General features: G+C 59.0%; 23 protein-coding genes and 1 pseudogene. 11 read left to right on the top strand and 13 right to left on the bottom strand.

The annotated features are described in order from the left end of the window. Positions 1–38: 38 nt before the first annotated feature. A complete protein-coding gene (locus tag FHT87_RS00525; RefSeq protein WP_183800946.1) occupies positions 39–1,265 on the bottom strand; it encodes an alpha/beta hydrolase in 1,227 nt (408 codons plus the stop codon). Between the two features lie 206 nt (positions 1,266–1,471). Continuing rightward, positions 1,472–3,241, bottom strand: a complete 1,770-nt coding sequence (locus FHT87_RS00520) for an adenylate cyclase (RefSeq protein WP_183733994.1) — start codon at positions 3,239–3,241, stop codon at positions 1,472–1,474. A 318-nt stretch (positions 3,242–3,559) separates the two neighbouring features. Between FHT87_RS00520 and FHT87_RS00515 the strand changes: the two genes are divergently transcribed. From FHT87_RS00515 to FHT87_RS31010, 8 genes and pseudogenes are all read left to right on the top strand, one after another. Beyond that, on the top strand, positions 3,560–3,826 hold the full coding sequence (locus FHT87_RS00515) for a hypothetical protein (RefSeq protein ID WP_183733997.1): 267 nt from the start codon (positions 3,560–3,562) through the stop codon (positions 3,824–3,826). 46 nt (positions 3,827–3,872) lie between these two features. Then, positions 3,873–4,298: a cysteine rich repeat-containing protein gene (locus tag FHT87_RS00510; protein WP_183734203.1), complete on the top strand. Its 426-nt coding sequence runs from the start codon at positions 3,873–3,875 to the stop codon at positions 4,296–4,298. 26 nt (positions 4,299–4,324) lie between these two features. Then, the gene (locus FHT87_RS00505; protein WP_183734000.1) at positions 4,325–4,888 is read left to right on the top strand and encodes an OmpA family protein; all 564 of its coding nucleotides are present in this window, start codon (positions 4,325–4,327) and stop codon (positions 4,886–4,888) included. Between the two features lie 30 nt (positions 4,889–4,918). Then, positions 4,919–5,599: a hypothetical protein gene (locus FHT87_RS00500; protein WP_183734003.1), complete on the top strand. Its 681-nt coding sequence runs from the start codon at positions 4,919–4,921 to the stop codon at positions 5,597–5,599. Positions 5,600–5,755: 156 nt separating this feature from the next. Beyond that, positions 5,756–7,183 (top strand): DUF1254 domain-containing protein, encoded by a 1,428-nt coding sequence (locus FHT87_RS00495; RefSeq protein ID WP_183798607.1) that lies wholly within the window; start codon positions 5,756–5,758, stop codon positions 7,181–7,183. Between the two features lie 369 nt (positions 7,184–7,552). Beyond that, positions 7,553–7,753 (top strand): hypothetical protein, encoded by a 201-nt coding sequence (locus FHT87_RS00490; protein WP_183798604.1) that lies wholly within the window; start codon positions 7,553–7,555, stop codon positions 7,751–7,753. Between the two features lie 8 nt (positions 7,754–7,761). Continuing rightward, complete coding sequence (locus tag FHT87_RS00485) at positions 7,762–8,196, top strand: DUF2721 domain-containing protein (protein WP_183734006.1); 435 nt, start codon at positions 7,762–7,764, stop codon at positions 8,194–8,196. Positions 8,197–8,248: 52 nt separating this feature from the next. Beyond that, positions 8,249–8,461: pseudogene (locus FHT87_RS31010) on the top strand (type II toxin-antitoxin system VapC family toxin); the annotation flags it as partial. Between the two features lie 67 nt (positions 8,462–8,528). On the opposite strand, the gene FHT87_RS00480 reads toward FHT87_RS31010, so the two are convergent. The 7 genes from FHT87_RS00480 to FHT87_RS00450 form a co-directional block, all read right to left on the bottom strand. Continuing rightward, a complete protein-coding gene (locus FHT87_RS00480) occupies positions 8,529–9,443 on the bottom strand; it encodes a nucleoside hydrolase (RefSeq protein ID WP_183734009.1) in 915 nt (304 codons plus the stop codon). Positions 9,444–9,451: 8 nt separating this feature from the next. Then, entirely contained in the window at positions 9,452–10,552 is a 1,101-nt protein-coding gene (locus tag FHT87_RS00475) for an ABC transporter ATP-binding protein (RefSeq protein WP_246698160.1), read from the bottom strand. 7 nt (positions 10,553–10,559) lie between these two features. After that, a complete protein-coding gene (locus tag FHT87_RS00470) occupies positions 10,560–12,296 on the bottom strand; it encodes an ABC transporter permease subunit (protein ID WP_183734015.1) in 1,737 nt (578 codons plus the stop codon). Between the two features lie 121 nt (positions 12,297–12,417). Further along, positions 12,418–13,488, bottom strand: a complete 1,071-nt coding sequence (locus tag FHT87_RS00465; protein WP_183734017.1) for an ABC transporter substrate-binding protein — start codon at positions 13,486–13,488, stop codon at positions 12,418–12,420. Positions 13,489–13,553: 65 nt separating this feature from the next. Beyond that, positions 13,554–14,759: an acetylornithine deacetylase gene (gene argE, locus FHT87_RS00460; protein ID WP_183734020.1), complete on the bottom strand. Its 1,206-nt coding sequence runs from the start codon at positions 14,757–14,759 to the stop codon at positions 13,554–13,556. Beyond that, entirely contained in the window at positions 14,756–17,098 is a 2,343-nt protein-coding gene (locus FHT87_RS00455; protein WP_246699543.1) for a glycoside hydrolase family 3 C-terminal domain-containing protein, read from the bottom strand. The genes argE and FHT87_RS00455 overlap by 4 nt, the downstream gene beginning before the upstream one ends. A gap of 116 nt (positions 17,099–17,214) precedes the next feature. Beyond that, positions 17,215–18,168, bottom strand: coding sequence for a LysR family transcriptional regulator (locus tag FHT87_RS00450; protein ID WP_183734023.1), 954 nt, complete (start codon positions 18,166–18,168; stop codon positions 17,215–17,217). Positions 18,169–18,424: 256 nt separating this feature from the next. Here FHT87_RS00450 and FHT87_RS00445 point away from each other — a divergent pair, with 256 nt between their 5' ends. The 3 genes from FHT87_RS00445 (at position 18,425) to FHT87_RS00435 (ending at position 20,946) form a co-directional block, all read left to right on the top strand. Then, positions 18,425–19,675 carry an NAD(P)/FAD-dependent oxidoreductase gene (locus FHT87_RS00445; RefSeq protein ID WP_183798601.1) on the top strand — a complete coding sequence of 417 codons (1,251 nt, stop codon included), beginning with the start codon at positions 18,425–18,427 and terminating at the stop codon, positions 19,673–19,675. Between the two features lie 69 nt (positions 19,676–19,744). Next, positions 19,745–20,158, top strand: coding sequence for a RidA family protein (locus FHT87_RS00440; protein WP_183798598.1), 414 nt, complete (start codon positions 19,745–19,747; stop codon positions 20,156–20,158). 110 nt (positions 20,159–20,268) lie between these two features. Then, entirely contained in the window at positions 20,269–20,946 is a 678-nt protein-coding gene (locus tag FHT87_RS00435; protein WP_183798595.1) for a DUF1028 domain-containing protein, read from the top strand. Positions 20,947–21,110: 164 nt separating this feature from the next. Here the strand turns inward: FHT87_RS00435 and FHT87_RS00430 are convergent, their stop codons facing one another. The 4 genes from FHT87_RS00430 to FHT87_RS00415 all read right to left on the bottom strand — a co-directional run bounded on the left by FHT87_RS00430 (position 21,111) and on the right by FHT87_RS00415 (position 25,973). Then, entirely contained in the window at positions 21,111–21,956 is an 846-nt protein-coding gene (locus tag FHT87_RS00430) for a carbohydrate ABC transporter permease (protein WP_183734033.1), read from the bottom strand. Between the two features lie 6 nt (positions 21,957–21,962). Then, positions 21,963–22,901 (bottom strand): sugar ABC transporter permease, encoded by a 939-nt coding sequence (locus tag FHT87_RS00425; protein WP_183798592.1) that lies wholly within the window; start codon positions 22,899–22,901, stop codon positions 21,963–21,965. 103 nt (positions 22,902–23,004) lie between these two features. Next, positions 23,005–24,258: a sugar ABC transporter substrate-binding protein gene (locus FHT87_RS00420; RefSeq protein WP_183798589.1), complete on the bottom strand. Its 1,254-nt coding sequence runs from the start codon at positions 24,256–24,258 to the stop codon at positions 23,005–23,007. A gap of 569 nt (positions 24,259–24,827) precedes the next feature. Further along, positions 24,828–25,973: an ABC transporter ATP-binding protein gene (locus FHT87_RS00415; RefSeq protein ID WP_183798586.1), complete on the bottom strand. Its 1,146-nt coding sequence runs from the start codon at positions 25,971–25,973 to the stop codon at positions 24,828–24,830. Positions 25,974–25,981: the final 8 nt, after the last annotated feature.

Genomic DNA, 25,981 nt, shown 5'->3' with positions numbered 1-25,981 from the left:
GAGGATACCTCGTGGTGTGGCTTCGTCGATCGCTCCATCTAACGCCCGCAGTTCGGCGCTGGTGTGGCTTGGCCGCACATCGCCGAAACAGCGGACCCCGCCTTAGTGGGGCCTGACAGGCCTCCAAGATGGCCGGCGTAGTTGTCGCGAGTATCCTGATCGACAACGGCGACGGGCGCTGCAAGAACAAGGCCAGCGACATTTCCGGCTGCCGTGGCCGCCCCCGTTGTCGCGACAAGTATTTGATCGCCGAGCCCAACCCGGCTGTCCGTCAACGTCTGGCCCTCGGAAATGCGTTTGCCGATCAGCTGAACGATCTGCGGCGATTCCGCAAACTTCCCGTGGTTCATGCTGTCACCGGATTTGATCTTGGTAAGATCGATGACCGCAATGTCGTTGTCCTCCAGCTCTTTCTTGTAGGGAGCCGCCTCCGGGTCGATAGCCCCCAGCCTGGAAACATCTCCCCAGACCCGACGGGAAACCGCCAGCGCTCTGTCGTCGCGCGAAACAAACAGCGTGAACTGCGGGTGCTGGTTGCCCATGTCGGCGATCTGCTGGCGGAAGACGTCGACGTCGACGTCGGGTGCCGCGAGCATCACGTTCTTGAATTTTTTCGGCAGACGGCCGTTCCGGATGGCCATTTGGCGCAGGGATTCCAGCGCAAGCCAGTTGCCCATCGAGTGGGCGAGGATCGACACGTCCTTCACTTGGGGATCTTTGGCCAGATATTGGAACAACGTCTCCAGTGCGTTGCGCGTATAGTTGGTGCTCTCGCGATCGTAGCCGTACGAAAGCAGACTGCCGCGGGATGGCCACGTTACCAGGATCGGCGCGCTGTGGACGCCGGAATCATGAACGATCTGAGCGAAGCGGTAGACCGCATCCTCGAACCGATTGTTGAAGCCGTGAATGAACACGAGGACACTGCCGTCCGGGGTCTTCGTGACGTTCGCGTTCAGCCATTTCCTCGCTTGATCGACGCTCAGGTCGTCGGCCTTGATCGTCGCGAAATCGGTGGCTGGATTGGGCGGCAATCTCTTGGGCCAGGCGACCTGTCCGGCCTTCCGAACGGTGCTGGGCGGAATCGAGATCGTCATGTCCGCGAATGCGGGGGCAAGCGCACGTTCTCCGTTGAACATCTCACCGGGCACGGTCGAACGGCTGCGGGTTGTTGCGATCAGCATGTCCACTTTCGGCGACTGCGGCGCCGTGTCCGCCACCGGGCTAAGCACATCCTTGGGGTGACCACCGCAGGCTGGTAGCATGGAAAGGACCGCAAGCAGAGCAGCCCAACGAAGCCAACTCATCGGGACAAACACCCGCCCAACGCTACTTTGACTGCCCACTGATCGCCCTCATTCGAATGTTCGCCCAATGACAGATACATGCTGCATCATGTTTTCGTCGTGTAACATCGGGTATGCTCTGTGCCCCGCAGCTACGTGCTGTTGCCAACGCACCACATGATCTATCAAGGCTGAAGAGGGGCGGCAGGGGCGACCGGCAGCGTTGTCGACACCAACTCATCCAGCGCCGGCAACCCCGCCTTGCGGATATCCGCAATCAATCGAGCACGATCGGCGGGCTGATAGTTGCGCGATTTTAGTTCTGCAACAATGTTCGGAATGAAGTCCGGTCGTAACCTGTTGAACAGCTCGGCCTCTCTGCGGGCATCGTCCGTCAATCCGGCATTGATATAGATGACTGCGGCGACGGCGTGATAGAGCGGAAATTTCTGCAAGTCCGCCTTTCTGATTTCGGCCAGCGCCAGGTCGTCCTCATACAGCATGTACGCCGCCAGCGCGCGCATGCCGTGGTAGTAACCGCCCGCAGCTGGATTGAGCGCCATTGCCCGATCCAGCAAATCGGCTCCCCGCCGCCATTGCCCGCTCATAGCAACGCGGGTTCCGAACTCACCCAGAAGTTCGGTGTCGTTAGGGTTGATCTTCAATGCCTGCTCGCCGACCTTGAGGGCTTCGGCAACCTGGTTGCTGAAGAACAAGGCGGTCATCAGCGCCTGCTGGCCGCGGGTATTGTTGACGTCCTGCCGTACCGCACGACGCGCGGCTTCAAGGCTACGCTCGGTCGGAGTAGTCGGACCACTCCTTGTGTTGAATTTGAAGCGGCCCTCGTCCAGATAAATCAAGGAGAGCATCGCCCAAGCAGTCGGGAAATGGGGTTGTCGAGTGACGGCTTTTTCAAGGCAATCACGGACCTGCGCATGCCGCTCTGCGCTCAACTCGGCGCGATAGGTGTAAAAGCCCGACATACAGGCCTGAGCGCCGAGATCGTCGGACGGTGGTTCAGCGGCGCCTGCGCGCGCGATGATGCCGTATGGTTGCGCTACGGAAGCTGCGATTTTGCCGGCGACGTCGGATTGCGTCGCGAACAGGTCCCGCGTCGAGATGTCGTCTTCATAAATCTGGGACCAGAGGATTTCCCCTGTCCGTGTATCGAGCAGCCGTGCCGTGATCCTCACCAGATTTTCGGAGATACGCACACCGCCCCCGACCATGAAGCGCGCGTCCATTCCCGTCCCGACGACCTTTGACGTACCTTGGCCGATAACCTTGATCTCCTTGAAGCGAGGCAAGGCCGTGAGCAGTTCCTCGGTCAACCCCCTCGCGTATCTCTCCGCAATCTCGCTATCTCCGAGGTTGGAAAACGGCTCAACAACAAGAGCGGGCTCCGTGGCATCCGACTCCCTGTCGGATGTGAAGAGCGGAACATGAAGCCACCAAAGAATAGTCAGCAGGGCGACAACTGCACTCGCCACAAGTGAAAATGACCGCTGGCTGATAACGCCCTTCGGCCTTTCCGTGGGACTGAACTCCACTGTCTCGGCTACCCGCGCGTCAGGAGACGGGCGGTTCCAAGCTATTGTCGGGACATAACCGCCTTTTGGAATATCGATGCGGATTGGGTCCTCAGAGCCGGCAACGAGATAGTAGCGCTCGAGGACCCGGCGCAGTCGCCCCGCCTCGATGCGGACGACAGGGTCCTCTTGGGTGAAGCTTTCGTTTCGCTTGAATACCGAGATCGCGATCGAATAGCCCTTGATGCGGTCGGCCCGACCAGCAAGCGTTTCCTCGACGACATACGTCAGAAAGGCTGCGCCGCGACCTCCGCTGGGAAATTCGGAGCTGGTGACAATGCGCTTCAGCTGGGCGCGAATGTCCTCGGCGCTCAGCTCCGGATGCGGCGTCACGACCTTGCCCTGCGATGGTAATTCTTCATGCACGGCCTGCTCCTCACCCACCCTTGAGGGATGCTGCCACCGATTTACCTTTCGATCACCTAATGTAACCTATCCGATAAGTTAATCGCAATCGAAGTTTATCTGCACGTATTTATTGCACTGTCCACCAAGGTTCCAAGGGCCGAGATTCCGGTCCTTGTCAGCAATCATAAAATCACTTCCAGCGCGAGTGAAACGAGACGTATCCCCGTAGGTTACAGTTACATACCTTGCGCTTTTTCGGCCAGCGCTCACGATCTGACGGAAAAGCAGCGCCGAGGGTTTTCCTGAAACTCAGGCCTACATGAACGGATAGACCGGATGGGAAACGGTGTTGAATTCGTAACGAGCTACTTCAACACGAGCGATAAGAGAGTCGAGAAACTCGCCGCCCAAAGCGAGGCTTTCCGCGACCTCTGTACCGATTTCGCCATCGCCAACGAGGAGAGGGACCGATGGGAGCGCTCCACATCTTCTGATCGGCAAGAGCGGATCGCCGAGTATCAGGAACTCATAGACAGCATGCGGCTCGACATCGAGCGGGAGCTGGAGAGGGTCGGGAATGAACCCTTCTCAAGGCAAAACTAATCCGAGGAAATCACCTTTCAGATTACGCTACAGGAGAGTCAACGGTATGATGAAAAGATTTTGCATGCGAGCGGGAGCGGCCCTTGCTGTTTTCCTTTCCTTGACTGCGATCGCACGGGCCGACACGATCAGCTACGCCGACGCTGTAACGACGCTCGCCGAGGAATGTGGCTCCGACATCAAGAAGTTCTGCGGCGGCGAAAATCTAGGAAATGGCCGCATTCAGGCCTGCCTCGAGAAAAACTCTTCGAAGGTCTCGCCGACCTGCACGTCCACGCTTGGCAGCGTGTTGACCTCGATCGCTCAACGCCAAGCCGCCCAGGCGTCGGTGTTCAAGGTCTGCCGGCATGACATCTCCCAGTACTGCAATAGCGTCAAAGGCGACGGCTATGTCCTGTCTTGCCTGATAGAGACGAAACGCGTCGACAACAGGGAATGCAACCAGGCAATCACCGACGCTGGCTGGCGTTAACAGTGATCAAAGACAGGGACAACACAATGATCGTTCAACGTATAGCGGCGGCAATGTGCTTGGTTATGGCTACCAGCGTCGCATTTGCCCAACAGCTCGACAACCGTCAGATCATAAGCACGCTTGCCCAGGTGAGGTCGGCAGCGCCTGCTGTTGATGTCGCCCTTCTCGTCGAAGAAGCCGGCGCCAACGTCGGCAAGGGTGTCGCGGCGCTTCCCAATTGGAGCAAGCTGTCGGAACTCTCCCAATTGATCGTTGAGATCGATTTCGAGAACAACTCGACAGCGATCGAGCCCAAATCCTACCGCACGGTCGGGCTGATCGCCGATGCGCTCCACCATCCCGATCTGTTCCGCTACAAGTTTCTCATCGTCGGGCACTCGAGTGCCACCGGCAGCGCCAAGCACAATCTCGAACTTAGCCAGAAACGCGCTGACGCCATCAACGAGGCGCTATCGACCACTTTCGCGGTATCGCCGGATCGCCTCTTTTCCGTGGGGGCCGGCGAAGAGTGGCCAATCGACCCCGGCCATCCCGAGTCAGCCGACAACAGGCGCGTGCAACTGATCAATCTGGGGCTTCTGAAATAGAGCCATCCGCTAACAATACGGAGTGACCCGATGAACAGATTATCCGGTATATGCCTGGTCGCTCTGGCGACGGGCCTGCTATCCACCGCTCCAACGTTGGCACAGGACGCCATGTCAGCGCCAGCGCAAAAGACGATCGGCGCAGCCAAATCGCAAATGGTTCCGTCTCTTGCCGTTCTCAATTCGGCGGGAGCCAAACTCGAAGACGGCAAGCTCACGATGACCGACATCACCGCCAATTCGATCGTCTTCGCCGATCGGCCGGTGCGATCGGCCGGCCATGTCCTGACCTCCGAGTTCATCAAGCAATGGGGGGAAGGGACGGACAGCTTCGCTAAGGACCCTCCGAATGCGACGATTTCCGTCCTGAGCAGCGAGGGAGATTCGGTCGCCGACGCGGTAGTTGTCCTCAAGGCGCCCAAGCTTGAGGGCGGAAACCTGACATTCGAGGTCGCCGTCCTGGAAGGCGATCTCGCTGGAGCCGATGGCCCGGCATCGTTGTTCATCGACTGGTTTGCTGCCCGAGGTCCGTACGGCGGGGTCGCGGTCGGTGGTCGCGCCCCAGTCTGGCGCGCGGGATGGTATGCGCACCCGGGGGCCTATTACGGTGCGGGCGTTGTCGCCGGAGCCGCGCTCGGCGCGGCTGCCGCCGAGCGACGATACTACCCGCCGCCGGCCTGCGGCTACTATCCCTACCCGCCCTGCTACTAGGACTAGTGGTTGGACACGAACCGACCCCAACCGGCTGCTCGCCGTTGGGGTCCGCGAAAAATACCATTGAACGCTGCCGGTCCGAAGCCCGCCGCAAATCGGAGGGTCCAGTTACTCAACAACGGATTGGTCAAATGCCGCTATTAAAAGGAGCTCATGATCACCCGTCGAACCCTGACTTTCGCTGGCCTCAGCCTTCTCGCTGGAACGGCAATCTCTCCCGCCCGTGCCGAATTCGGCGAAGGAGGGTTGCAGATCGGTGCGGATCTGGAAGATTTCTGGATTGCCACCGATGCATACATCTACGGCTACCCTCTAGTGACCATGGAGATGACGCGCCGGGTCATGACCAACGTGGCGGAACTCAAGGGCACCCGTGGTCCAATGGGACATATCATCAAGCTGCGGCAGTATCCGGATGCGTCCTTCAAGGATGTTACGGCACCGAATGCCGATACGCTTTACACCACCTCCTGGCTTGATGTCGGCAAGGAGCCCTACGTGTTGAGCGTGCCCGACATGAAGGGGCGGTATTTCCTGCTGCCGATGCTGGATGGGTGGACGAACGTCTTTCAGGTGCCGGGCAAACGGACGACAGGCACGGGGGCGCAGACATATGCCATTACAGCCCCCGGCTGGAGTGGCAAGCTTCCCGACGGTGTCGTGAAATACGAGTCCCCAACCAACATTGTCTGGCTGCTCGGCCGAATTTACTGCACGGGAACCCCCGAGGACTACGCCGAGGTTCATAAGTTGCAGGACGAGTTCAAGCTGGTCCCGCTGAGCGCCTATGGCAAGGACTACACGCCGCCTCCCGGCAAGGTCAACCCGTCGATCGACATGAAGACGGCTGTGCGCGATCAGGTGAACCGTCTGACAGCGGTCGAGTATTTTACTCTGCTCGCTGAACTCATGAAGACCAACCCGCCATCAGACGCAGATGCGCCCGCACTGGAGCGGTTTGCGCGCATAGGATTGGTCGCGGGCAAGGATTTCGACGCCAGCAAGCTGAAGGCTGACTTCCATAAGCGGATCCCCACCGTCGGGTTCGATCGGATCATGCTGCAGTTCAAGATTAACAGCAATATCAAGAATATTAATGGCTGGGCATTTACGACCAAGACCGGGCTTTACGGAACTGACTACCTCATGCGGGCGCTCGTCACGGCGATTGGTCTCGGTGCCAATCGTCCCCAGGACGCTGTCTATCCGACGTCTCAAAAGGACGCACACGAGCGGGCCTATGATGGACGGAAGAACTACGTCATCCACTTCGACAAGGGCAAGGCGCCGCCGGTCTCCGGCTTCTGGTCGATCACCATGTATGACGAGAACTACTTCTTCGTCGCCAACCCTATCAATCGCTACTCGATCAGCCCCCGGCAGGATCTGAAGTATAACGCCGATGGGTCGTTGGACCTTTTCCTGCAGCACGAGTCGCCCGGCGAGGGTAAGGAATCTAATTGGCTGCCGGCTCCGGCAGGCAAGTTCATCCTGATGTTGAGACTTTACTGGCCGAACGAAAACGATCCGTCGATCATCGACGGCACCTGGACGATCCCGGCCGTCGAAGAACTCGGCTAACACCGTTGGCCCGTCGTTCGGAAACCGAGACGGCGGGCTAGACAGTCTTCCTATGGAAAGGGCATGGGTTCGATAGCCAATTTGACCACGCAGTCTTCCTTTGCTCAGATCATGCATGATCCGGTGGACCTGACGGGCCGACTGTGGCTAGGACCGCGAACGTATCCTACCGAAAGTTTGTTTCCGTATTTGGGATACGATCCCCGAGAAGAAAATGTCGATCATCGCTCCCCTCCCTGGGCAACTGACTGACCGCAGAATTATTAGGCGATATGGCTGTTCGCAGCGGTGGGATGCGAAGTTGAAGAAAGTTGTAGGCGAAGGCGCCCGTCGGCGCCTTCGTCTACAACTCGGGCAGTTGCGATCCCGATGGTTATTGCGCCCGTTGCCATCGTCGATCAAAACATGCGGCAGACCTACGGCGCTTGCCGGATCTCGGTGAATCAAAACCGCATATCGTCGCCCAAGCAGGTGTTGATCATGCCGCCAGACTTCAAATCGAAGCCGGACGCCGAGCGCCGAGCCGTGGGATGGGAAGACGATCGACCTCTCGCCATGCGCTCAGGTTAGGAGAAGTAATGCTGAGCGAAATTACAACCGCGGAACAGATCTCTCGCGTTATCTCACAAGCGACTGCGCCGGCCTTTCTGTTGGGTGCCGTGGCAGGATTCATCTCAGTTTTGATCACACGCATGCACCGGATCGTGGATCGCAGCAATGTTTTGAGCGCTCTCCCGGAGGGGGACCCCGACCGCAGGCATCTAATAATTGTTCTTTCACGATTGAAGCGTCGAGCAAAGTTGCTCAATAGGGCAATAGAATTTGCGGTGATAAGCGGAATATGCACGACCTTGCTCGTCATATTGGCATTTGCGAGCTCGTTTCTTAGCTTCAGGCACGAATATGGCGCGGGGATTATGTTCTCGGCCGCGCTGCTGTTCTTCGCAGCTTCCTTGTTAACATTGCTACTCGAAGTACGGGCCGCACTGCACGACCTCGATTTTTACGTATAGGCGACGTCCGACGGCACGGTGATATCCTGCGACAGGCATGTCACGTTGTCTGCAACAGGCGGTCGTCGCAACGCACGACGAAGTGATGATAATGATCGATCGTCACGGCATTTTCGGTATGGGCATCGGCTATACAGATGCCCACTTACTCGCCTCGATACTGCTTGACCGACGAGCGGCGCTATGGACCAGGGACAAGCGTCTGCAGGCGGCGGCCGAAAAGGCAGGCGCTTCATTGCATAAGCCGGCCAATGCTCGCAACTAAACACCTAATAGTCCTGCCGAGTTTTCCGATCTCTCGCCTTGAAAGGACTCGAACCCAAAAGATGCCGCTAGGGCTTCAGCGCATCGAGAAACAATCTCCCGAAAGCTTCAGCGTCCACGATGGTGACGATCGTGCAGTTCGGTGATCGTCCCGCTAGATGCCGCTCGCTGACGGATGCCACCACCTGACCGGCGGCCGGGCCGCTATCCGTGCAGATGGCCACATGACCGTGCACGGTCTTGAATATTTCCGGCGCCAGCATCCAGGCGATTGCGGCAGGGTCGTGCAGGCACGGATCCTTGGAGCCGTAGTTGACCAGAAGATGCGCCGCTTCCTGCGCGACAGGTGTGCCGATTGCCTGTGCGTCGCGGATCATTTGCTCGGTTACAACAGCTTGTCGGGTAACATCGAGACCAAGCATCGTGATCGGGATACCGCTGTCGAAGACGATCGCCGCGGCATGAGGGTCGACGGCGAAGTTGAACTCGGCGAGCGGCGTCGTATTGCCAGGGCAGAAGGCCGCACCCCCCATGATGGTGATGGCACTGACGTAAGCCGGCAGTTCGGGATCAAGAAGCAGAGCCAGTGCCAGGTTGGTCAAGGGACCGGTGGCACAAATATGAAGCTTGCCCTCCGCGCGCGCTATCCGGGAGATTTCGTTGGCGGCATGGCCATCGGCCACAGGCATGGTTGGCGGCTGCAATGTGCTTCCGGCAAGGCCATCCGATCCATGCATGATGGAAACCCGGCCGCGAGGAGCCATGATCGGCCCGGCTGCACCAGCATAAACCGGGATGTCGCGGCGCCCGGCAAGCTCGAGAATTCGCCTTGCGTTCGTGACGACCGGATCCAGCCCGACATTGCCCGCAACGCATGTCACGGCAATCATATCAAGCGCGTCCGGACGCCCAAGCGCCAGAAGCATGGCCAGCGCATCGTCAGCGCCCGGATCGCAATCATAAAGGAAACGCACGGCGCTCATGGTTCAATTCAATCCCTGTCAACGAGAAAGCGGGCAGCGTCTGATGCCCAGCCGAAGCGGATGGTGGACCCCACCTTCACCTCCATTGCCTGTGACGGCGCGCGGGCGATGATCTCCTGGCTGCCGGCGTCGATGATGACGCGCAATTCCGAACCGCCATAGACGGTTTCACGCACCCGTCCCTCGCAAAAGCCTTCGCCAAGGGTGATGACCTCGGGGCGTACGACAAAGGCGCCCATTGTCCCGTCAGCCGGTATTTCACCGGCGATAGGCAGCGTGCCAATCGCGGTTTCGAGCGCGCCGGCCTTGACCGTGCCGCGTAGGATCGAGGACACACCGATGAAGTCCGCGACGAACAGGTTTTGCGGCTCGTCGTACATCTGGCGCGGCGTGCCGAGCTGCGCGATCTTGCCATTGTTCATCAGGCAGATCCGGTCTGACAAGGCCAGGGCCTCCTGCTGATCATGGGTCACGAAGATGATGGTAGCGCCCGTTTCACGGTGAATACGCTTGATCTCGATCTGCATCACTTCGCGCAGTTTTGCGTCGAGGGCGCCGAGTGGCTCGTCCATCAGGATGATGGCGGGATCGTAGACGAGGCAGCGCGCAAGAGCGACGCGCTGCTGCTGGCCGCCTGAAAGCTGCGACGGAGAGCGCTCGGCTGCATGGGCAAGCCCGACAGTTTCGAGCGCCTTGGCAACCTTCGTGTTGATCTCGGCCTTGGGCAGCTTGCGCATCTTCAGCGCAAAGCCAACGTTTTCGGCAACCGTCATGTGCGGGAAGAGAGCATAATTCTGAAAGACCACGCCGATATCGCGCTTGTTGACCGGAGCGTGTGTCTGGTCCTTGCTGTCGATGACGATCGTGCCCGCGGTTGGCTCCTGCAATCCGCAGATCAATTGGAGAAGCGTCGTCTTGCCGGAGCCAGAGGGGCCGAGAAGCGTCAGGAGCTCCCCCTTGCGAACATCGAGGTCGACGTGATCGAGCGCGATGGTGTGGCCGTAGAGCTTGGCGAGGCCCTGAACCTTGAGTTTGATTTCAGGCGTGCTGGCAGAAGCGGCTGACATGTCGAAATTCGTTCCTTTGGTCGTGATGGGATCGGCAGGCATGCGCATGTCAGCGCGGCCTTGCCTTTTCGGCGATGACGAAGAGCACTGTCACCACCGCCACGATGAAGACCGAGGCAGCAGCCAGGGTCGGGGAAATACTGAGGATGATATCGTCCCACATCTGCTTGGGCAGCGTCTGCTTGACTCCGGCCCCGACGAACAGCGCGATCGTAAGCTCCTCGAAGGAGTGCAGCAGGCCGAAAAGGAACGCGGCAACCGCACCACCCTTGACCAGCGGCAGAAGGACGAGACTGATCTGCTGCCAGCGGCTGGCTCCCAATGTCGCGGCCGCCTGCAGCAGACGCCAGTCGACGCTGCGGAATGTTGTCAAAAGGATGACGAAGACAACCGGCATCGCAGAGAGCGTATGGCCGAGGACAATGCCGGTATCGGTGGCGATCAATCCAACCTTTGCCAGCACGTAGAACAGCGATACGCCGATCACGATATTGGGCACCACCATCGGCAGCATGAAGGACAGAAAGATCAGCCCACCCGCCTTTCGCTGTGTCCGTGCCAGACCATATGCCGCCATGCCGGAAATGATCGTGGCAATGACGCCGGTGACGATCGCAATGACGGCCGAACGCGCTGTTGCGCCCATCCATTGATCCGAACCCATATAGGCCTGGAACCAGCGTAGGGAGAAGCTCTTCGGCGGAAATTCCAGGAAACTCGAGCCGGAGAAGGCCATCGGCGGAAACGCCAGGACCGGCACGATCAGCACCAGAATGACGATCCAGACGAAGACCGTGAAGGCGCCGCGCCCGAGACGCGCCGGAAGCAGGCGCGCAATGATATCGCTGATCGCTGCACCGGACTCGATGATCACACCACCGGTCGCACCAATGATCCCGCCGCGTTTCGTAACAGCGCCGTTGCCCGATACCGCCGACATGCCGAAAAGACGGTCATAGATGGCGATGGTGATCAGTGTTACGGCAAGAAGCAGTGCTGCGAGCGCACCGGCAAGACGGAGATTGAAGAGCTTCTGTACCTGAGTGATCATCATCTGGCCGATGACGGTTTCGTTTGGTGAGCCAAGCAATGCGGGCGTGATGAAGAAGCCCAGGCCCATCACGAAGATCAAGAGACCGGCAGCAGCAACGCCCGGCATCGACAGCGGCAGGAAGATGCGCCAGAACGACTGGCTGCGGCTTGCGCCCATCGTCATTGCGGCAGGCATCAGACGGCCATCGATTGCAAGCATGGTCGGCAGCATGGTGAGGATCGCGACCGGCAACATGGCATGTGCCATGCCGAAGACGACGGCTCCACGTCCATAAAGCAGGTTCAGCTCGGTATCGAAACCCATGCCAGTCAGCATCTGCGCGACTATGCCCTTGCGCGCCAAAAGCACGATCCAGGCGAAATTCTTCAGAAGCGGACTCACCCAGAAGGGGAGCAGCACCAGCCACATGGCCATGCGCCTGCGGCGTTCCGGCATGCCCGCAAGCCAGACCGCGATCGGATAGCCGACGAGGAGACACACGATCGTGACCTGCGCGGAGATCGCGAAGGTGTTGGCGAGAACCTTCACATAAACACCGGCGGAAAACATCTGCTGGTAGACCGTCAGGTCGAAAGCGCCGGTTTTCGGATTGACGAAGGATTGCCAGATCAGTGCGCCGGCAGGAAGGATCAGCAGCAGCGCCATATAGACGAGCCCGGGCGTCGAAAGCCACAGGCTGTCAAGCCGGAGGCGCTGCCGTGCATAAGTGTCTTTGGCGAAGAGTTCAGCCATGGTGGTTCCGTTCGTTGAAATGGCCCGTCCCGCAAGTCGCGGAACCGGGCCACCCATTGTCAGATAAGCTGCCCCGCCGAAACGCGGGACCTGAAGCTCAGGTGGTCTCTTCAGCCGAAAATCAGCTCAGGATCCACTGCTCGAAGCGCTGGGTGAGTTCGTCCTGATGCTCCGCCCAATATGCCGCGTTGAGGGCGGTCAGACCCTTGATGTTCTGCGGGGCGGTCGGCAGAAGAACTGCCTTTTCCGCGCTCAGATGATCGTAGGCCTTCATGTTGGTCGGGCCGCAGGCCAGGATGTCGGTGTAGGCAGCCTGACGCTTGGCATCCAGGCACCATTCGATGAACTTGCGGGCCAGATCAGCCTTCTCGGTGTTGCCGGCAATCGTCCAGCCGTCGATATTGAAGAGACCGCCGTTCCAGACGATGCCTGCAGGGGCACCGGCGTTGATCGCAGCCTGGGCGCGCGTCGACCAGGTAGACATCAGGTCAAGCTCGCCATCCTTGAGGAGCTGCGTGGCATGGGCGCCGGAGGTCCACCAGATGTTGATCTGCGACTTGACCTTGTCCAGGCTCTTGAAGGCGCGCTCGACATCGAGCGGGTACAGCTTGTCGAGTGGAACGCCGTCGGCGAGAAGCGCCATTTCCAGCGTCGTTACCGGGCTGCGCCACAGGCCGCGGCGGCCCTTGAATGTCTCGGTATTCCAGAAATCCGCCCAGCTCGTCGGAACGGTCTTCACCGTATCCTTGCGATAGGCCATGGCAAGCGCGAAGATCGCGACGCCGACAAAATCGGGCTCGAATGTGTTCGGCGCGAAATCGCTCTTGTTGGGAACGTCGATATTGAGCGGCAGCATGTACTGGTCGCCGAGCTGGCGGATGCGTAGCACATGTTCCGGCGTCATCAGTGCCACGTCAAAGAGCTTCGTGTCGGTATCGATCGCCATCTTGTACTGCGGGATCGGGTCCGGCTCGTTGGTGTTGGTCTGGATGGTGACGCCCGTCTCAGCGGCGAACGTGTCGTAGAATGCGACCTTGAAGCCTTCGTAAAACGCACCGCCCATGTCGCGCACGACAAGGGTTTCGCCAGCGAAGGCTCGATTGCCCTTGAGAAGCGTCGGGGCAGCGAGCGCGACAGCGGCGAGCCCCGTGGTCGCCTTCATAAAGCCACGGCGCGAGAAATTTTCGTTCATAGTACCCTCCGGGTTCGTTTTGATATTTATCAGCCTACATTTCCCAACGGTGCGGCTTCGGTAAATTACAATTTTCCGTTCATCTGCTTTGGGACATGCGAAGCAATCTTTTCGCTGCCACGGCAGAACCGATGAACAATCTCAAGAAGCAGGCTGTCGCATGCGGCAAGCTGGCTCGTCTCGATGAACTCGTCCGGCCGATGGCCCTGCTCCATGTTACCCGGCCCGCAGATCACGACAGGAACCTCGAGCGCCTGCGCAAATAATCCGCCTTCCGTACCGAAACTCACTCGGCATTCGGGCGTACCCTCCGGCAGACAGGATGCAAAATCTTGCACCGCGGGATCATCGCTCTCGGTCGCCAGGCCCGGATAGCTGCCGCTGTCTTCCACCTCGATTGCAGCCTCTGGGAACCTTGCCCGATGCGGGGCAACGGCAGCGGCCGCGATCTTTCGGATTCGTTCGGCCATGGCCAAGGGATCATCCGCCGCCATCAACCGGCATTCCATCAGCAATTCGGCGCGATCGGGCACCAGGTTGACAGCGGTACCGCCGGAAAGCTTACCGACATGAACGGTTGCGTGGGGTATCGAATATCCAGCCTCGCGCGGCCCCCTGGCCGTAATCTCATCCTGCAGCTTGCGGATGCCGGCAATGAAATCCGTCGCCAGATGAAGAGCGTTGAGCGCCAGCGGCGCCTCCGCGGAATGTCTGGGCACGCCCGTGGCAGTGACACGGAAGGCCATCTTGCCCTTGTGCCCCAGGCCGAGCTGCATCGACGTCGGCTCTCCGACCATGATCAGATCCGGGCGGATGCCGCGATCGGCGATTTCCTCGATCATCGGCCGAACGCCGACGCATCCGATTTCCTCGTCGTAGGAAATGGCGAGCCAGAGTGGTGCCGTAAGGGTTTCAGGCTCCAGCCGCTCGGTGAGCGCCATGATCGAAGCAACGAAACCCTTCATGTCCGCACTGCCGCGCCCGTAAAGGCGCTCGTCGCGCCGGGTCATCTGGAATGGCGGCACCGTCCAGTCCTGGCCTGCGACCGGAACGACGTCGACATGGCCGGACAGCATCAATCCGCCGGTCGCATCCGGCCCGAACCTCGCAAGCAGCGATGCCTTTCGACCCGTCTCGTCATAGAAGCGCTCACAGACCGCGCCGAGCTTCATCAACGCCGTCTCGATCTCGTCGATCAGCGGCAGGTTCGTGTCGGCACTGACCGTGGGATGAGCGATCAGTCGGCCAAGCCACTCTTCCGTCAGCGTCACAGCTCGGCCTCGGCTGCATCCATCGCTGCATTGACGTCAGCAATCAGGCCTGCGACTTCGGTCTCGGGGATCGACAATCTCAGACGGCGTTCGAGCGATGTGAAGATACCATAGAACGAATTGGAACAATGGTTCAGCATCCGCATCGCATCTTCCGCCGAGATGCCGCAGCGGGTGGTGAGATAGGCGCAGATCCGCTCGCAGGCGATCACATTCGGAAGCACGTAGGCGGGCTGGGTATCATAAGCCAGCCGGCGGAAGGGCAGGACCGACGGCTTCAAGGTGAGGTCGCCCACAAGTCTGGGGTCGCGCGACGAGGCGCCAACGACGATACGGGCATCCACGCCTTCAAGCACCCAGCGTCCGAGGGCCGGATCCCAGACCGCCAGATCGGTGCCCTTGATCACGATCTCGACGCGCTTGCTTTCGCCGGGCTGCAGCATGGGCTTGGCGAAGCCCTTGAGCTCCTGGGGCGAGCGCTTCAGCCGCTTGCCGGGGGCCTGCAGGTAGAGCTGCGCGACTTCCGCGCCGGCACGCTCGCCGGTATTAGTGATCGTGAAGCCGACGCTGATCTCGTCGTGCAGGCCGATTTCGGATGCCGAGAGCGTCAGGTCGGAATAGGCAAAAGTCGTAAAACTCAGGCCATGACCGAAAGCAAACAGCGGCTCGATTTCGCGCAGATCATAGGCCCGATAACCGACATGAATCCTCTCACCATATATGTGGCGACCGTTCTCGCCCGGATAATGCATGAAACCGGGGACATCGGTCAGGCGCTTGGGGAAGGTGACGGAGAGCTTCGCCGACGGATTGACCTTGCCGGTCACGAGGTCCGCAACAGCCCCGCCCATCGCCTGGCCGGAATAGAATGTCACGAGCACGGCGCCAACCGCGTCAATCCACGGCATTTCCACCGCATCCGGGCAGGCGATTACGACCGCGACCTTTTCCGAGGCGGCAGCCAGGGCGGCAATCATCTCGTCCTGTCCCGGACCAAGTGCGAGCGTGGTTCGGTCCGACCCCTCCCCGTCATAGGCGCCTTCCGTGGACGTATAAACCAGGACGAGGTCGGCCTTGGCCGCGAGTTCAAGGGTTTCGGCGTCCGCTTCCGCCCTGACAATTATGGTGTGGTGTCCGTCAAGCGCCTTTTCCAACTCCTCCAAGGGCTGGTCGACCATGGTCGGGGTCGTCGTCGCGCATCCGGAGCCCTGGATGACGGGCGTTGCCGCATCGCGGCCAACGACAAGGATAGTCTTCATGTCGGAACGAATCGGCAGCAGTCCCTCGTTTTTGGCGAGAACCATGGAGGCGGCTGCCATTGCCCGTGCCTCGGCGTGATGTTGCTCGGCGGTATAGACAGGAACCGGAGCCGAGGCGCCCTCGTTGCAGAGCTCGATCAGGTCCAGCATCCGCCTGCAGGAAAGATCGACAATATCAGAAGATACGGAACCGGCGTTGAGTGCCGCCAGCAGATCAGCCTTGCGGCGCGGGCTTTCCGGCATATCGAGGTCGCCGCCCGATATCAGAGAGGTCGGCCGATCCTTGATGCCATGCCAGTCCGAGACGACGACGCCCTCATAGCCCCAGTCACCACGCAGGACCTCGTTCAAAAGCCAGGGATCTTCCGAGGCCTGGACACCGTTCAAGCGGTTGTAGGAGGACATGATCGTCCACGGCTTCGACTGCTTGATCGCAATCTCGAAACCCTTCAGATAGATCTCGCGCAAAGCGCGCTCCTCCACGATGCTGTCCATCGTGGTGCGCTCCACCTCGGAATTGTTGCAGGCGAAATGCTTGAGCGAGGTGCCGACACCCTGCGACTGGATGCCTTCAATCACGGCTGCCGAAAGCTTGCCGGTAACGAACGGATCTTCGGAATAATATTCGTAGGAGCGGCCCGCCAGCGGCGTGCGGCGAATATTGATGCCCGGGCCAAGCAGCAGGTGCACGCCCATCGCGCGGCATTCCTTGCCAAGCAATTCGCCGAGACGCAGCATCAGTGCTTCGTCCCAGCAGTTGCCCATGGCCGAACCATTCGGGAAGCATGTTGCCGGCTTCATCTCGCCCCAGGCGACCGCGACGTCGCTTGCGCGCTGGTTGACGACGGAAAGGAAAGCGTCGATGTCCATGCCGCCGCGTTCATCGCCGTCGATCTGCGGGATCGAATAACGCACGCCATAAGTGCCGTCGGTCATGACGATCGGCTTGATACCATAGGCGGGGATCCCTGCCGTCTTCCACATGCCGAAGCCGGAAAGAAGATCGACCTTTTCCTCGTTTGACATTGAGGCCAGGACGGACTCGATCTGTAGATCGGCGGATGCGGCAGTATTGGGCAAGGGAACCTCCGGATAGGACTTGCCCGGCGGCGCGCCGGGCGACGGCGCGCACACTCTCACCCGAAGACAAAAAAGGAAAATAGGATATTCGGAACTGATGCTTTGAAAAAAACGAGTTAGTCCGGCTGGCTCCGACGGAGATTGAGAATGGGCGCCTCCATTCCAGGCACATAGCTGTCGGAGATCAGGTTCTTGCAGTGATCTTCGAAGCTTCGCACGATGCGCGTCGTCACCTGCTGACCGACCCGGATCAGTCCAATTCGCATCGGCTTGTGATTGCCGGCAAGGCGCAACGAAACGAGGCGTCGCCCGTCGAGCGCTGCCTTGTTTTTGGGCCGGACGTTCGCCAAAGTATATCCATAGCGACTGCCGACCATCGTTCGTATGACTTCCTGATGCTGGAGCTGGGCAACGATGTTCGGCGTCACGCCGGCTGCGGCAAACAGGCCAAGAAAATAATCTCGCGACAATGGCAGATCGAGGAGAATGAAATCGTGCTTCTCCAGCTCTCCCAATGTCACGGCCGACAGCTGCGCCAAAGGGTCGGTCTCCGCCACCTGGACGTAAGGCGGAAGCTCCGCAAGCGGCGTGAACTCAAAGCCCTCCGGAACCGAGAGATCGTAGGATAAGGCAATGTCGAGTTCCGCTCTCTCCAACTTGGACAGGAGTACGCTGTGATCGGCGACGGTCGGGCGAACATGGGCGCCGGGGTAAGCCGCGTTGAAACTATGGCTGACCTCCGGCAGGACCATGGGCGCGAACGTCAGCAGGCAGCCGAGCGAGAGCGTTCCTCGTACCTGATCGGTCGCTTCCGAGGCAGCGGTATACATGTATTGAACGTCTTCGATGACGGTCTTTGCCTGCGCAAGCAGCTTCTGCCCAGCCGGGGTGAGAGACAGCCCCTGCGCGTGGCGCCGCAGGAAAAGCTGGGTCTTGAGCTCGATCTCGAGCTGAGAAATCGCGGTCGAGATCGATGGCTGCGAAACTCTGATGCGTTCGGACGCAAGGGTGATCGAACCAGCTTCCGCCGTGGCGATGAAGTATTCGAGCTGGCGAAGCGTGAACCGCATATGTGACCTTTATGCCGATGCCCCTGGGATCGGGCTGCGCCCAATGGCGCATGACCCCGGACAGTCTGCGCCTGCAATACATGCTCAATATTTATCATTTGCTAAAGTGTAAACACCGACGGCGCAGACGCATTGCTTCCGCCAATCCTAATCAGTGCTGAAGGAAATCGTAATTTTCCCAAACCACCCCATTCGCTAGACCAAGGACATGCAATCGCAGGATCACTGGATCCGGTGAGCCACAGAAGGACTATTCATGTCGGTCGAAAAAATTCACACGCTCGTTGTCGGGGCGGGCCAGGCCGGTGTCGCCATGAGCGAGCATCTCAGCAGGAACGATGTTGAGCACCTCGTTCTGGAGCGGGGCCGCATCGCCGAACGATGGCGCTCTATGCGCTGGGATTCGCTGGTCGCCAATGGGCCTGCCTGGCACGACCGCTTTCCCAACATGGACTTTCCCGGAAGCGCAGATGCCTTCGTCCCCAAGGAACGCGTCGCCGACTATTTCGAAGCCTATGCCAGGAAATACGATGCGCCGATCCGCTGCGGTGTCGACGTCACCAGTGTCGAGCGGCTCGACGGCCGTCCCGGCTTTCGCATCGAGACATCAAACGGCGTGATTGAAGCCCGCAACGTCGTCGCCGCGACCGGCCCATTCCAGAAACCCAACATTCCGCCGATCGTCCCGAAAGAAGCCGGCGTCCACCAGATGCATTCGAGCGACTATCGCAATCCGAAGCAACTTCAGGAAGGCGCCGTACTCGTCGTCGGTGCTGGCTCTTCCGGCGTACAGATCGCCGAGGAGCTGATGCGTGCCGGTCGCAAGGTCTATCTGTCGGTCGGGCCGCATGATCGTCCGCCCCGCGCCTATCGCGGCCGCGACTTCGTCTGGTGGCTCGGCGTTCTGGGCAAATGGGACGGGCAGCCCCAGGCCCAAGGCACCGAACATGTCACGATCGCCGTCAGCGGCGCGCGCGGTGGCGAGACCATCGATTTTCGCCGCCTTGCGGCGCAGGGAATGGTATTGGTCGGCATGACGGGCGCCTACAACAAGGGCAAGCTGTCATTTGCCGATGACCTTGCCCGCAATCTGGACCGAGGCGACCAGAACTATCTCTCGCTGCTCGACGAGGCCGACGCCTTCGTGGCTCGCAACGGCCTTGATCTACCGGAAGAACCGGAAGCACGCCTTCTCGGACCCGCGGTCGACTGTGTCACCAATCCGCTCGTCGAACTGGATCTCAGGGGTGCCGGTGTCACCACGGTCATCTGGGCCACCGGCTTCACCTCCGATTATAGCTGGATGAAGGTGAACGCCTTCGACGAAGCAGGTCGTCCGAAGCACCTCAGAGGCGTTTCGCCGGAAAAGGGCATCTATTTCCTCGGCCTTCCTTGGCTCTCCGGTCGCGGCTCAAGCTTCATCTGGGGTGTCTGGCATGACGCCAAGCATTTGGCCGACCACATCCTCATCCAGGAAAACTATCTCGCTTACGCGCCTCAGGACTGATCAAAGCCGATCGGCCCATCCGCATACATCCGCATAACACACCGCTTTCCTGACCCGATGGAGAAGACAATGGCGCATACCCGCATCCGCAAGTTCAACACCAAGGAAACCTATCCCGAACAGAAGCTCGACAACGATCTCTGCCAGGCGGTCGTTGCCCGCGGCACGGTGATCTTCCTGCGCGGCCAGTGCCCGCAGGACCTCGATACCGCCAAGAATATCGACAGCCACGATCCGGTCGAACAGACCCATAAAGTGATGCAGAACATCCGGCAGCTCGTCGAGGAATCCGGCGGCAAGATGGAGCATGTTACCAAGCTTGTCGTCTACCTGACCGATGTGCGCCACCGCGAGGCGGTCTATCGGACCATGGGAGAATATATCAAGGGCGTGCACCCGGTCTGCACCGGCCTTGTCGTCGTTGCTCTGGCCCGTCCCGAATGGCTGGTCGAGATTGATGCTACGGCCGTCATTCCGGACTGACGCGAGCTCACGGCGCACGAAACGAGCCGACCGGGCAGACTGACGGTCGGCGTTCCATCGAAACATTGGCTGAAGGGTCTCCACCCAGGCCGCCGATACAGGAGTTTTGAATGACGTTTTCCATTGTGGCGCGCTGTGCGCAGACCGGCCAGTTCGGAGTGGCGATCTCGTCCTCCTCCCCTGCAGTCGCGGCACGATGCGCCTGGGCGCGCGCAGGCATCGGTGCCGTCGCCACGCAGAATGTGACAAACCCGGAACTCGGTCCCTTCGTGCTTGACAGGCTGGCGGATGGCGGGAACGCGGACGAGGCCGTCAGCGCTGCCCGTAAGCACGATGCCTATCCGGACTATCGTCAGGTTCTCGCTGTTGATGCGAACGGCACGACGGCCATCCATTCCGGCGAAAAAGCGCTCGGCATCTGGACGTCCGCGTCCGGCAAGGACTGCGTCGCCGGAGGAAATTTGTTGGCCAACGATGGCGTGCCGGCTGCGATGATCGGCGCGTTCGAAAGTTCAGCGGGCTCGCTCGGAGATCGGTTGATCGCAGCGCTGAGCGCCGCCGTCGTCGCCGGCGGCGAGGCTGGCCCGATCCATTCAGCAGGCCTGATCGTGGTCGACAGCCAAAGCTGGCCCTATGCGGAGCTGCGGGTCGACTGGCTGGACGATGGCTGCCCGGTGGCTGCCGTCGGACGCGCTTGGGAAGTCTATCAGCCACAGGCGAGCGCCTATGTCACCCGCGCGCTGAACCCTTCGGCAGCGCCATCCTACGGTGTCCCAGGCGACGAATGAGGATCAAGGCCGGTGGCTTGCTGGGTAGTGTCATGTCGTCTGCGGCTTACCGATCGAAGGGTAATGCGGCTGAAATGACGCCGCAGACAACGTGACATCACCGTACCCCACAGTTCATCAGTCTCTCGACTGAGCCTTGGGCTAAGCCAGACAATGGTTCGTTTTCAGCTCTTCACCGATCCGGCAGCCATTCCCGCGAGAAAGTAGCGTTGCGCAATCAGATACAGGACTAGAAGCGGGAGCGATCCGAGCACGCTCATTGCCATCATCTCGTTCCACTCAAACGCATGTTGGCCCATAAGCAATTCGATACCAATGGGAACGGTTCGCATGTCCATCGACTTCGTCAACGTCAAGGCAAAGAGGAATTCGTTCCATGCCAACAGAAACGTATAGACCGCGGTCGCGACGATGCCAGGCACCGACAGCGGGATGATCACACGCCACAGCGCCGTCCAGCTTGACCCGCCGTCGACAAGCACCGCCTCATCGAGCTCCCTTGGCAGGGTATTGAGATAGCCGGTCATGAGAAGGATCGCATAAGGCAGGGTGAAGACCATGTAGGTCAGAATCAACGCGAAATACGTGTTGAAAATGCCGAAGGCGACGACCATGCCGAAATAGGGGATCAAAAGCGTGATCGGCGGCACGGTCTGCGTGCTGATGATGAACACGTTCAGCGTTTTCTTGAGCCGGAATGAATACCGGCTGAAAGCATAGGCCGTCAGGATGGCGATCAGCACCGTCAGAACCGTTACCACTCCTGCGACGAGATAACTGTTGAGAAAGAAGCGAACCTTCGTTGGATCGTTGAAGATGGCAAGATAGGCGACGCTGGTGAAACGGTCGGGCAGCAGCCGCGGCGGGAGGGCAAAGATCTCGGTGTTCGACTTCAAGGACGTGAAGAACATCCACAGGATCGGAAAGCCCGCGAAGACCAGCCCGACCGCCAGCCCGAGATATGTCAGCAGGGTCGGTACGATGGTGCGACTGAGAGAGCGTTTTGCCATTGCCGGTTACCTGGCCTTCTGATGTTTGATGTAGAAATATGTGGCGCCCATCGAGATGATCAGAATGAAGATCGCGCTCGCCGACGCGCGCGAAAATTCATAGCTCGAAAACGCCAGTTTGTAGGTGTATGTGCTGAGCACCTCGGTCGCGTAGATCGGACCGCCTCCCGTCGTCATCCATACGAGGGGGAAGACCTGCATCGTCCAGATGAAATCAAGCAAGGCGATGCTGATGATGATCGGCATCAGTTGCGGGATGGTGATGTAGCGGAATTTCTGGAACTCGTTGGCACCGTCGATGCCGGCGGCCTCGTAAAGATCCTTGGGAATGCCCTGAAGACCGGCGAGAAGGCTGACCATGTAGAGCGGGTATCCCGCCCAGATATTCGCAAAGGTCAGCGCATGCAGCGCGGTTGTCGTCGAAGAAAACCACTCGACTTTGAAGTCAATGATATGGAGCGTCATCAGGATGCTGTTGACGACGCCATTGGGATCGAGAAGCAGCCTCCAGATGATGGCGATGATCACCGCCGTGAAGAGCCACGGCAAAATGTAGAGAACCCGCAGGATGCTTCTGATCAACGGATCGACACGCTGGCTGTTGAGCAAAAGGGCGAAGGCCAGACCGATCAGAAGATGGAAGATGACGCTCATCACCGTGAAGTAGAGTGTCTGGACGACCGACTGCCAGAAAATCGGATCATTGAAGATCGTCATATAATTCTGCAAGCCGACGAAGGACGCGTCCTTCTTCGTGATTGCACCATCCATCAGCGAATAGCGCAGGACGGTGAGCATGGGAAACAGCATCAGCAGGCAAAACAAAAACGTGGCCGGGGCAACGTAGAAGTACGGAACCAGCCTCTTTCTTGTTTTGTAAGACAGTATGCCACGCTTGCGCATTCTTGCTTGCGTTCGGATCATCGTTTCTGTGGCGAGGCTCATGAGATGTGATTTTCCGCCTGGTCCTGAAATCTATCAATTCGTCCTGATGTAGTGGCAGCGCGATAAATTCCATCGCGCTGCCGACGATTGGCCGGTGGGGTGCTTACTTGCTGAACTCGACCAACCATTGCTTTTGCGTGTTGGCAGCCGCGTCCTTTGCGGTTTGCTGACCGTCGAACATCTTTTGAACTTCGACATTCATCTGGCGCATCAGATCTTCTGCCACCGGCAGTCCGACGAATTCGTTGGCCAGTTTTCCGCTTTGGAATATCTTGAAGGCTTCTTCAAACAGCGGGTCCGACTTGGAGAAATCGGGTTTGGCGTGGATATTGCCCGGGAAGGCGTTGGCGATCGACACGAGGCGGCTGTTCACCTCCGGGCTCATCAGATATTCGACGAGTTTCCAGGCTTCCGCCTTGTGCTCGCTTTTGTCGCTGATGCCGATACCCCAGGAAGCATAGGGCAGCCCGCGCTTGCCGGTATAGCCGTCGACGGCCGGAAGGGCGGAGATGCCGAACTTCAGATCGGGGTTTCGCTGGCGAATGAGATTGATGTGCGCCAAGGAGTCGATCATCATGCCGACACGTCCGTTGACGAACTCTTCGACCTTGTCCTGTTCCTTCTTGGCAAAAATACCAGGCGAGATGACGCCGGCGTCCTGCAGTGACTTGATGTATTCAAGCGTGTCGACGACGGAGGCATTTTCCAGATCGGGCTTGCCATCCTTCAGCATGGATGCTCCGGATGCCCACACCCAGGACATCACGTCATTCTGGATGCCACCGGGATTTTGCAACGACAGCGGCAGCACCCAACCATATTGGTTCTTGTCCGCATTGGTCATCTTCTTCGCGGCAGCGGCGAACTCCGTGCGGTTTGTCGGCATCTTTTCGACGCCGGCGGCCTTTGCCAGATCGAGGTTGACGAAAACCGGGTAGACGAAGGAGGCAAGCGGGAACATGACGCTTTGCCCATTGACCTTGATGATGTCGGCGATCTGGCTCTGATCATATTTGGCGTCAGCCATCAGGCTGTCCATCGAGGCGATCGCGCCCTGCTTTGCCAAGCCGTTGACCCATGCGCCGTCCAGGCCGACGACATCGCTGAGTGTCCCGGACGCGGCGCCGACGACGATCTGATCATGGGTAGCCGAATAGGGACCGCTGACGAGCGTCACCTTGATGTCGGGGTTTTTGGCTTCAAAGTCGTCCATGATGCTTCGCAGAGCACCGGCGGGCATTTCTGGCTCCCACCATTGGATGAACTCGATATTGGTCTGGGCAAAGGCGCAGGTGGCGCATAGTGCCCAGGCGGCCACAGCCGACTGAGCCGCCACGATATATCTTCTGACGTTCATGTTTCCCTCCCTGAAACGATATTTCGCTCGATCCTCCCGATCGAGACCAAAGTAGGTTCCTTCAGGGGTCTGGCTGTCAATGAAGAACTGCAATCGGAAAAAGCAAGAAGACTGCGGGCGCAAGAAAAACGAAGCTAAGATATTGATTAATTTGGATTTTATCCTCGGATTTGGAGATGTTTTTTCTTTCTGAGACATTTTCTCGTGTCTCATTTTTTCTTTACTTTCGTAAACAAATGAAAGCTGCGTCGTCCAAAGGAAAACAAATGAAAGGCTTGGCGACCGAAGAAAAGTGGGGTTATCCTGGTTGTTCTATCCAACAACAACAAGCCTTTAAAGTTGCACTCAGGCATCAACAAACACCAGGGGAACCTGACATATGGCTGCAAGGTCACAGGGTTACGAGACGGTGTGAGATCTTGCGCTCTCGATGCGAGAGCGCGCCAAGCCGCTACGCAAAAAGCGAGGATCTTGGCGACGAATACGTCCGAGCAACGAAGCAAGCGTGTGCTTTTGAGATTGCCACCGACCAACTCCGCTATCGCGGTTCATCCTGGAGCGTTTCCGGGTTAGATTGCCAAATGCGTCCGGGGATCGAAGAAGTGCAACTTGGTCGTATCGATCGCCAGGTTGATCATTGCGCCCGGCTGGACCGCGCTGACGGCTTCGAACTTCGCTACGGCGTTTGCCGCACCGCTCAAGTCCTCGACGGCATCGGGGTCGCCGGAGTCGATACGCACCGCTTCGATCTTCAAATGAACGATCAGTTCCGAGCCCAATTCCTCGATCGATTTTGCAAGGGCCGGTATCGTCGGGTAGCGTGATCCCGATTCCAGACCGCTGTCGTAGAGATCTTCCGGGCGAATGCCGAAAATGATCGTCTGACCCTCGAATGCCGTCAGACCGGGAGAGTGCTCAAATGCACTTGTCGCGACCGGTATGGAAAAGGTCGGCAGCTCGATCCTACCGTTCTGCAAGCGGCCCTCGAACAGGTTCATGGATGGCGAGCCGATGAAACCCGCAACGAAGGCGTTGACCGGCCGGCTATACAATGTCTTCGGCGTGTCGACCTGCTGAAGGACACCGCCCTTCAAGACCGCAACCCGGTCGCCCATGGTCAAGGCCTCGGTCTGATCGTGTGTCACATAGATCGTCGTCACACCTAGCTGCCTTTGCAGGCTGACGATTTCGGCGCGCATTTGCACGCGCAGCTTGGCATCGAGGTTTGACAGGGGCTCATCCATGAGAAACGCTGCCGGTTCCCGCACCATTGCACGGCCCATGGCGACCCGCTGGCGTTGGCCGCCGGAGAGCGCGGCCGGTTTGCTGTCGAGCAGCGTATGTAACTGAAGGGTCTTTGCTATTTCGTGGACCCGCTTCGTGCGCTCTTCCTTGCTCTTGCCCGCAAGTTTCATCGAAAAGGCAATGTTATCGAACACCGTCATATGCGGATAGAGAGCATAATTCTGAAAGACCATCGCTATATCCCGGTCCTTCGGCGCGAGATCCTCGACATTCTCTCCGCCGATGCTCAGGGTTCCGCTGCTGATCTCCTCCAGCCCTGCGATCATGCGCAACGCCGTCGATTTTCCGCATCCCGAAGGACCCACGAGGATGAGGAACTCACCATCGTTTATCGTCAGGCTAAGATCCTTGATCGCGTGGAATTTGATTCCAAAGGTCTTGCAAATCTTGTCCAGTACAACAACAGCCACGGCACTTC

It is taken from the genome of Rhizobium sp. BK316 (genome assembly GCF_014193695.1).
GTDB lineage: Bacteria > Pseudomonadota > Alphaproteobacteria > Rhizobiales > Rhizobiaceae > Rhizobium.
This window is presented reverse-complemented; position numbering and strand designations above follow the sequence as displayed.